This window comes from Sporosarcina sp. NCCP-2222 (genome assembly GCF_023168145.1).
Taxonomy (GTDB): domain Bacteria; phylum Bacillota; class Bacilli; order Bacillales_A; family Planococcaceae; genus Sporosarcina.
This window is the reverse complement of the sequence record NZ_BQYK01000008.1, coordinates 175,955-185,771: the sequence shown is the minus strand read 5'-3', so window position 1 is coordinate 185,771 and position 9,817 is coordinate 175,955. Positions and strand designations below refer to the sequence as shown.

Below are 9,817 nucleotides of genomic sequence, written 5' to 3'. Positions count from 1 at the left end.
CATGTGGATGGCGTGATGGACAAGTGCATACAGGTAGCGCTCGATGCGGGAGTCTTGCCAGTTGATGCCTATTTAATGGCATCTTATAATGTCGCCCGCTACTACGGAATTGATGATATCCAGGGAGTTATTGCGACAGGAAGGTATGCAACGTTGAATTTCCTTGAAGAGGAAACGAAACCGGTTCCGACCGATGTGTTGTCCAAAGGCGTTTGGCTCCTTCGTGACAATCAACCGGTGTGCAGCTTCAACAAAGTGGACTGGTCGATCATTCCAGAGTTCCATCCATCATTTGATTTGACGGAAGGAGATTTTGCGGAGTTTCCGCAAGTTGGCATTGAAATGGTGAACGATGTCATTACCAAACCATATGAATCAAATCTGGAGGTCACTGCAGATGTATTAGCATCAGGCAATGATGAAAGCTTCCTGATGCTTGTCGACCGACAAGGTAAATGGCGTGTTAATACACTCATAAAAGGGTTTGCCACAGGCGTCCAAGGAATGGCCTCTTCCTATTCGAACACAGGGGATATCATCTTGATCGGGAAGGACAAGCAAGCCATGTTACGGGCATTTATGGAAATGAAGAAGATGGGAGGCGGCATGGTCCTCATCGAAGATGGACAAGTTGCCGCATCTATTCCGCTGCCTATCGGCGGAGGGTTATCTGCAGAAGATGTAGACGTGTTGATCAGCCAAGAGAAAGAATTGAAGGAGGCACTTGCAGAGCGGGGCTACTGTTTCGGGGATGCAGTGTATACATTCCTATTTTTGCAATCGACCCATTTGCCATATGTCAGGGTGACGCAAAACGGGTTATTCAATGTATTGAAAAATAAAGTGATCTTTCCGGCGACCGGAAGATAGGGGGCAATGATGAAAGGGAAAAAGAGAATATGGCTGTTGTTCATGGCGGCTTTCATGCTGCTGATCGTCTCCGCTTGCTCAAAAAAAGATAAAGTAGAAGCGGAGCAACCAGAACCAAGTGATATCGAAGAAGAAGTGATTCAGGAAGAAGAAGCAGTTGACGAGCCAGATGAGGATGCAGAAGGAGCCTTGCTGTATCAGTCTCCGTTTACAGGTGAATTGCAGGAAGAAAAACAATGGCGCCGGCCCATTTTGGCAACAATCAACAACCATCCGCTGGCCAGACCGCAATCCGGGATCAGCGAAGCGGATATGATTTTCGAATTTTTGGCGGAAGGAAATGTGACAAGGTACCTGGCTTTATTCCAAAGTGAACTGCCAGAGCAGGTGGGGCCAATCCGCAGTGCACGCGATTATTTCATTTACATGGCGAAAGGGATGGACGCTTTCTATATTGCGCACGGTTATAGTCCGGATGCACAAAAATTGCTGACCAGCCGTTATGTCGATCATATCAATGGCATGCAGTATGATGGGACACTGTTCAAACGATCGAAGGAACGGCGCGCACCGCACAATTCCTATATTTCCGGAGAGCATATTGTCGAGGCCATGGATAAAATGAGCGGGCATGAATCCATCGAGAAGATGCCGTCCCTTGCGTTCCACGATTCCGTAGAAAGTGCTAAAATAGGAGATACCGCATCGGAACTTGTCGTGCGTTTCAGTACCAATCAGGACTTTATCAGCACTTTTACGTACCAACCTGAAGAGGGGACGTATAAACGCTCTGTAAAAGGAACTGTTACGATTGATAAGGAAAACGGAGAGCAAATCGAAGTATCCAATGTCCTCGTATTCGAAGCCCCGCATCGGACAATTGACAGTGTCGGAAGACAAGCGGTCGATTTGGAGGCAGGCGGCAAAGCGATTTTATTTCAAGCGGGGATTGTGAAAGAGATTGAATGGAAAAATATTGACGGTTTCCTGACGCCGGTTGAGAATGGGGTGCCTGTTGAGCTGGTACCTGGTAAAACGTGGATTAACATCATTCCAACTACATCAGGAATCGCAAAAGCTGTCACCTATACGCCGTAAGCAGATTGCTTATGGATTGATTGGCACAGAAAAAATCGATTGAAACGGGGGAGACAAATTGCAAATCGATAAAATACGCGGTCCACAGACAGACCAGTTGTTCAAGGCGATTTTGGAACTGAAGGATCTAGAAGAATGCTACTCCTTTTTCGATGATCTCTGTACAATGAGTGAAATTCAGTCAATGGCGCAGCGGCTGGAAGTGGCCCATATGCTGAAGTTAAAAAGAACTTATGACCGGATTCAAGGTGAAACGGGAGCGAGCACTGCAACCATTTCCAGAGTCCGTCGCTGTGTCGATTATGGGTCGGACGGCTATAATACTGTTTTGGGAAGACTTTATCCTGAATTGGAAGATGGCGACGAAAGCAGTAAATGAGCCAAGTCACTTCAACTGAATAACATTTTTAGAAAGGACGGAGCGAGGATTCCGTCCTTTTTTTTGGTATACTAAAAGAACGTACATAAAAGGGACAAGGTGGTTGAACATGGATTATAGAACTTGGCGACATGCCTTTAAGCTGGATCCTGCGAAATCGGTGACGGACGAACAATTAGAGCGGATTGCGGAATCAGGTACAGACGGTCTTATTGTCGGAGGCACCGATCATGTGACATTGGAGAATGTGCTGGATTTGCTCGCAAGAATCAGACGCTATTCCGTTCCTGTTGCACTTGAAGTGTCAACGGTCGATTCAGTAACGCCTGGGTTTGATTATTATTTCATCCCCACTGTGCTGAACTCCACGAAAGCGGAATGGATCAATGGCATCCATCATGCGGCGCTGCGCGAATATGGCCACATGATGAATTGGGATGAAATTCTGACAGAAGGCTACTGCATCATGAATCCCGAATGCAAAGCAGCCGAGCTGACTGGCGTCTCTGCGATTCCAGATGAAGACGATGTCATTGCCTATGCCCGCATGGCAGAGCATCTCTTTCATATGCCAGTTTTTTACTTGGAATACAGCGGTACGTTTGGCGATCCAGACGTGGTGCGATCTGTTTCCCGGATCCTGGAATCGACCAAGCTGTTTTACGGCGGCGGGATTAAAAATGCAGGGCAGGCACGCCAAATGGCTGCATACGCTCATACGGTCATCGTTGGCAATGTCCTCTACGAAAACTTGGATGCTGCACTTGAGACAGTGGAAGCTGTCAAGAAAACGCCCCATGAAGGATAAAACGGTGTATAATGAAGAACAGATGTTCCTCGAAAGGTGTGGATGAAATGAATAGAATCGCTCAAAATCTGCTGGACGGCATGAATCCGGAGCAAGCACGGGCCGTCAAGAAGACGGAAGGGCCATTGCTTATCATGGCGGGGGCGGGTTCTGGAAAGACGCGAGTGCTGACGCATCGGATTGCGTACCTCGTCGTGGAGAAGGACGTCTATCCTTCCAACATACTCGCCATTACATTTACAAATAAAGCGGCGCGTGAAATGCGTGAGCGGATCGACGGTCTGCTTGGTGCAGGCTCGGGTGAACGGATGTGGGTGTCCACGTTCCACTCGATGTGCGTACGGATTTTACGCCGTGATATCGACCGAATCGGCATCGCCAAATCGTTTTCCATTCTCGATGCCTCAGATCAGCTGACGGTCATTAAAAACGTATTGAAAGAACGAAATATTGATCCAAAGCAATATGATCCGCGTTCCATGTTAAACGCAATCAGCTCCGCGAAAAATGAATGTATTGATGCCGAAACGTTCAAAGGGCAAATCAATTCATTCAATCCGTACGAGAAGGTAGTGGCCGATGTCTATGAAGGCTACTCCAAAAAGCTGCGCCAAAATCAGTCGCTCGATTTTGATGATCTGATTATGATGACCCTCAAATTGTTTGAAAGAGTCCCGGAAGTCCTCGAGTATTATCAAAACAAATTCCAATACATTCATGTGGATGAATACCAAGATACAAACAATGCGCAATATCGTCTCGTCAACATGCTGGCATCCAAGTTCCGGAATCTTTGCGTTGTCGGGGATTCAGACCAATCCATTTATAGATGGAGGGGAGCGGATATCGGAAATATCCTTTCTTTTGAAAAGGATTATCCGGATGCGACAGTCATCATGCTGGAACAAAACTACAGATCGACGAAACGCATTCTAAAGGCAGCAAATGATGTCATTCAAAACAACCGCAGCCGCTACGATAAAACATTGCGCACGGAAAACGATGAAGGCGATTCGATTTATATTTATAAAGCGAATGATGAGAAGGCTGAAGCTCAGTTTGTTGTTCAGACGATCATCGATTTAAAAGAGAAAGAAAATCTGACGCTCGACAAGTTCGCAATTTTATACCGGACGAATGCCCAATCGCGTGTCATGGAGGAATTCCTCGTCAAATCAAACATGGAATACACCATTGTCGGCGGTACAAAGTTCTATGACAGGAAAGAGATTAAAGATTTGCTGGCGTACTTGCGCTTAATTGCAAATAATGATGATGACTTGGCATTGGCGAGAATCATCAATGAGCCGAAACGAAGCATCGGAGCCACTTCATTTGAACGGATGGCGCGGTTTGCAATTGAAAACGACCGCTCCATCTTTGATGCCATGCAGGAGGTCCACTTCATGGGCTTAACAGCGCGCGCCGCCAATGAAGCAGTGAAGTTTAGGGAATTGATTGCGGGTTTCACGCAAATGCAGGAATACTTATCCGTCTCGGAACTGGTCGAGCAGGTGCTGGACAAAACAGGCTATCGTGCAATGCTCGAAAGAGAAAAGACCATTGAAGCGGAAAGCCGCTTGGAAAATATTCAAGAGTTCCTTTCCGTCACGGAAGCATTTGAAAAGCGGGCGGAGGAGGAAAACGGAGACCGTTCCCTCGTCGCATTCCTGACAGACCTGGCACTTATCGCAGATATCGATTCGCTGGATAAAGAAGAGAACCAGTCCAGCGAGAAAATCGTCCTAATGACGATGCATGCGGCAAAAGGGCTTGAGTTCCCTGTCGTTTTCGTCATCGGAATGGAAGAGAATGTGTTTCCGCATGCAAGGTCAATTGCAGATGAAGAGGAAATGGAAGAGGAGCGCCGCCTTGCTTATGTGGCAATCACACGGGCGGAGCAGAAGTTATATTTGACGAGCGCAGCGTACCGAACATTATTCGGACGTTCGAGCTATAATAACCCGTCCCGATTCTTAAATGAAATATCCGAGACAGTGACCGAAGTTGTTTCGAATGATTCGGGCTTCACTGTAGGAAATGCATTTGCACGTTCCGCAGCCCCTATGCGTCCAGCAGTCAAGAAACCAGTGTATCAATCGAGCGGTGGCGAAAAGATGGGTTGGAAGGCAGGAGACAAAGCTGTTCATAAGAAGTGGGGCACCGGCATGGTTGTGAGTGTCCGGGGAACGGCAGATGACACAGAGCTGGATATCGCATTTCCTGACCCGGTCGGGATCAAACGATTATTAGCGAAATTTGCACCGATAGAAAAGGCGTAATGGAGGAGTGGAAACGATGGATCGTCATGTAATGGAGCAACGAGTGAAAGAACTGAACAAGCTCCTTCAAGAATATGGCCATGCCTATTATGTTCTGGATAAACCGGTTGTGCCGGATTCCGTATATGATCAACTCATGCAGGAATTGATCGCAATTGAAACGGAACATCCAGATTTGATCTACCCGAACTCCCCTACACAACGGGTAGGCGGGGATATTCTATCAGGTTTTGGAAAAGTCGTTCATGAACATCCGATGCTCAGTCTGTCGAATGTATTTAATGAAGAGGATATCCGGGATTTTGACCGGCGGGTACGATTAGGACTTGGACAAGAAACAGTCTCCTATATTTGTGAATTGAAAATAGATGGCTTGGCGGTGTCCTTGAAATATGAGAATGGAAAGTTCGTACAGGGCTCTACCAGGGGCGATGGGACAGTTGGCGAGGATATTACAGCCAACTTACGGACAATCAGGACGATACCACTGGGATTATCACAGCCGGTAACGATCGAAGCCCGCGGTGAGGCATATATGCCAAAAAATTCATTCGTGAAGCTTAACGCAAAACGAGATGAGAATGGGGAAGAACCATTTGCGAATCCACGGAATGCAGCTGCAGGTTCTTTGCGCCAGCTCGATCCTAAAATTGCGGCGAGCCGCAACTTGTCCGTTTTTATTTATGGAATAGGCGGCGATGGCAGTGCCTATGGGCAGGACAGCCACTCCGATTCGCTTGATTATTTGCATTCGCTTGGATTCGAAACGAATCAGGAGAGCAAAAGATGCAAATCCATCGAAGAAGTGATCGAGTTCATTGATGGATGGAAAGAGCGTCGGCAGGATCTCGAATACGAAATAGATGGCATCGTCATTAAAGTGGATCGATTTGAGGATCAGGAACAGCTTGGTTTTACGGCAAAGAGCCCGCGCTGGGCAACGGCTTATAAATTTCCGGCAGAGGAAGTCATTACGACCTTGACAGACATCGAACTAAGCGTGGGACGGACTGGTGTCGTCACGCCAACAGCCATTCTCGTGCCAGTCCGTGTAGCCGGAACGACTGTCGGACGCGCTTCCTTGCACAATGAAGATCTGATCAAAGAAAAGGATATTCGAATCGGGGATAAGGTGATCATCAGAAAAGCGGGAGATATTATCCCAGAGGTGGTCAGCGTCATCGAACAGGAACGGACAGGCGATGAAAAACCGTTTGAAATGCCTGAAACATGCCCTGTTTGCGATTCTACGCTTGTACGGATTGAAGGAGAAGTGGCGCTTAGGTGCGTCAACCCGCAATGTCCGGCTCAAATGAAAGAAGCGCTCATCCATTTCGTTTCGCGTAATGCCATGAATATTGAAGGAATCGGAGAGCGGGTCGTCAATCAATTGTATACCGCGGGTCTTGTTCAGGATGTCTCTGATCTCTATACGCTGACAAAGGAACAGTTGCTGGGGCTCGAACGGATGGGAGAGAAATCCGCCAGCAATTTATTGTCAGCGATTGAAGCCTCGAAAGGAAACTCGCTCGAAAAATTACTATTCGGCCTTGGCATCCGCCATGTCGGTGAAAAGGCGGCCCACATCTTATCAGAAGAATTCGGAACAATTGACCGTTTGATGGAAGCGGAAGCAGAACAGCTCACCGCCATTCATGAAATAGGAGATAAAGTGGCGGATGCTGTGACGACTTATTTTGACAATGAAGATGTGCTGGGAGTGATTGCGAAATTAAAATCGTATGGTGTCAACATGACATACAAAGGCAGAACGCGCGAAGAATTGCCGACCGATAGCCCATTTTCAGGTAAAACAGTCGTGCTGACTGGAAAACTTTCCATCTTGACGCGGAACGAGGCGAAAGAGAAGATTGAAGCGCTCGGCGGAAACGTCAGCGGCAGTGTCAGCAAGAAGACAGATTTAGTCATCGCCGGCGAAGATGCCGGATCGAAGCTGGCGAAAGCCCAAGAACTTGGTGTTCCTGTTTGGAATGAAGAACAATTAATCGAATCGCTTGGCGAAAAGGAGTAATACGTAATGAAAAGGATATGGGTAGCACCAGGAGTAGCCGCCGTGCTCTTCCTCGGAGGCTGCCTTCCTTCATTTGCACCGGAAAAGGATGAGGTCATCCAGGAGAATGAAGAGAAGGCGCAAGAAACTGTCATCATTCCGGATGTTCAGTTGAAGGATGAATTTTATAGGACATTCGTTCCGTTTAAACAAAGTGCCAGCCGCGGAATGGTCGTCAGCAATCTGCACACGAAATATGATATGAAAGAAGCGGAGGAGGGCTTGCTGCGCCTATCCGCACGGCATTTCGACACGGACAAGTACTTCTTTCAGGAAGGTCAATACATCGATAAAGAGACGGCCGGCAAATGGCTGGCCCGTAAAAGTGACAACGAAGATGGGCTGAATCCTGCGGGTGCACCAAAAGGCGCCAGTGCGGAGGAAGTAGCTGAACAGGCACCAATTTATTTAGCACATATCGTAGAGCAGAATTATTTGCAAAAGGCTGGAGAAAATAAGGTCCGCCTCTCCGGAATTTCAATCGGCCTGGCCCTTAATTCCATTTATTACTCTAGGGATGGCACAGAAACCCGTATCCCCGATGACAAATTGCAAAAGGAAGGGATGAAAATGGCCGATGAGATTGTCAGTCGATTACGGGCGAAAGAAGGGCTTTCGGACATACCGATTGTCATTGGGTTATTCAAGCAGGAAAGCAGAAGTTCCATCGTCCCGGGCACATACTTTGCGACTGCCTATGCCGATAAAGGGAAAACAGCGGCTTCCGGCTGGAAAGAAGTGAACGAAAAGTATGTCACACTTCCTGCCCCGTCTTCCCTTACGAATTATCGTGATATCAATACGAACTTCAGCAATTTCAAACAGGATATCGATAAGTATTTTCCTAGCTTTGTCAACGTAATTGGGACCGCTCATTTTCGTGATGATCAATATCAATCACTTAGAATTGAGGTACCGATTCAATTTTTCGGAACAAGCGAAACAATCGGTTTCACTCAATATATGACTTCGCTCGTCAATACGTATTTCGCGAACCTGAATGTAGAAGTCAGTATCACATCGGTGAATGGCCCAGAGGCATTAATCGTCAAGGACGCAGGGGAAGAACCGTTTGTTCATATTTATGGGTATTGACCTTTGAGAGGACAGCCTTGAGAGAATGAGTGTAGACAATCTTAATAAAGCGGATCTGCACGTTTCAAAAGGGATCATTTATATTTGCGGATGGTGTAAAATACACCATCCTCCTTCTTTTTTGCAATGAATCATTGAAATAATGTCAACTGCTTGTACGACTCCTGCAAAATTCGGTTACACTACATAAGGAGCCGCTTTTCAACGATGTTGTTAGGTGATAAGATTAATCGTACAATATGATACAGAGGAGGCGAGCAAATGACTCACCAATTTACAAAAGATGACGTATTTTATTTCGCAAATTTTGCGTGGATCGAATTCAGCGATGAAGAAGCCGAGCAATACGCCGAGCAGCTAAGTGAATTGGACAAATTCGCTGAAAGATTTGAAGAAGTCGATACGGCGAATGTTCAGCCAATGACACATCCGCTGCACCAAGTGAATGTTCTTCGCGAAGATGTTCCGACCGACATTTTAAATCGAGAAGATATGTTGGCCAGCGTGAAGGAACATGAAGATGGAATGATTAAAGTTCCGAATATCCTTTCATGATCCTAATGGCTTTTAAGTAAAACAAACTCAAGAATATTTGCAAATATTGCAGGCGGCGTCTGGATGGCTGACTTATGGTCGGTCCAAAGCCTGCAGCGAAAAATGTTTCAAGTTAAATGAGTGCTGCTTGTTGCAGTAGAGTATCAGCAGCTTTTGCTGATTTTCATCTTGAGACAAGAACACGCTAGGGCGCAATTGATAGGAGGGAAACCGATGACCTTATTTTCTAAAACGGCAACTGAGCTTCAACAGCTATTACATAATCGTGAAGTCTCCGTCAAAGAAATCACCGAGGACGCATTCAGCCGGATTGCGGATGTCGAAGGGGAAGTACAAGCATTTTTGACGGTTACGGAACAGGAAGCGAAGGCGCAGGCGGACCAATTGGACAACGTCCCGCTGGAGCAACGGGGTCCGTTATTCGGATTGCCGATCGGCATTAAAGATAACATTATTACAAAAGGCACGAAAACAACTTGTGCGAGTAAAATGCTCGAAGATTTCGTCCCGGTATATGATGCACACGTAGTGGAGCGTGTAAAAGAGGCCGGCATGGTGACTCTAGGTAAATTGAATATGGATGAATTTGCTATGGGTTCAACAACGGAACACTCTGCATTCCAAGTAACTCATAATCCTTGGAATCTAAAGTATGTTCC

Annotated in this window: 8 protein-coding genes and 1 pseudogene; all 9 read left to right on the top strand. The window is 46.7% G+C overall.

Going from position 1 to position 9,817, the window contains the following annotated elements; genetic code table 11:
- Positions 1–870: adenine deaminase C-terminal domain-containing protein (locus NCCP2222_RS16735; protein ID WP_248513521.1), on the top strand; the 870-nt coding region annotated here is incomplete at its 5' end.
- 9 nt (positions 871–879) lie between these two features.
- On the top strand, positions 880–1,968 hold the full coding sequence (locus NCCP2222_RS16730; protein ID WP_248513520.1) for a DUF3048 domain-containing protein: 1,089 nt from the start codon (positions 880–882) through the stop codon (positions 1,966–1,968).
- A gap of 58 nt (positions 1,969–2,026) precedes the next feature.
- A complete protein-coding gene (locus tag NCCP2222_RS16725; RefSeq protein WP_248513519.1) occupies positions 2,027–2,347 on the top strand; it encodes a YerC/YecD family TrpR-related protein in 321 nt (106 codons plus the stop codon).
- Between the two features lie 109 nt (positions 2,348–2,456).
- Complete coding sequence (gene pcrB, locus NCCP2222_RS16720) at positions 2,457–3,155, top strand: heptaprenylglyceryl phosphate synthase (protein WP_248513518.1); 699 nt, start codon at positions 2,457–2,459, stop codon at positions 3,153–3,155.
- Positions 3,156–3,202: 47 nt separating this feature from the next.
- Positions 3,203–5,437, top strand: coding sequence for a DNA helicase PcrA (gene pcrA / locus NCCP2222_RS16715; RefSeq protein ID WP_248513517.1), 2,235 nt, complete (start codon positions 3,203–3,205; stop codon positions 5,435–5,437).
- A 16-nt stretch (positions 5,438–5,453) separates the two neighbouring features.
- Positions 5,454–7,469, top strand: coding sequence for an NAD-dependent DNA ligase LigA (ligA, locus tag NCCP2222_RS16710; protein WP_248513516.1), 2,016 nt, complete (start codon positions 5,454–5,456; stop codon positions 7,467–7,469).
- Positions 7,470–7,475: 6 nt separating this feature from the next.
- Positions 7,476–8,603 carry a CamS family sex pheromone protein gene (locus NCCP2222_RS16705; protein ID WP_248513515.1) on the top strand — a complete coding sequence of 376 codons (1,128 nt, stop codon included), beginning with the start codon at positions 7,476–7,478 and terminating at the stop codon, positions 8,601–8,603.
- Positions 8,604–8,864: 261 nt separating this feature from the next.
- Positions 8,865–9,158 carry an Asp-tRNA(Asn)/Glu-tRNA(Gln) amidotransferase subunit GatC gene (gene gatC / locus NCCP2222_RS16700; protein ID WP_248513514.1) on the top strand — a complete coding sequence of 98 codons (294 nt, stop codon included), beginning with the start codon at positions 8,865–8,867 and terminating at the stop codon, positions 9,156–9,158.
- Positions 9,159–9,371: 213 nt separating this feature from the next.
- Positions 9,372–9,817 (top strand): annotated as a pseudogene (locus NCCP2222_RS16695) (amidase); the annotation flags it as partial.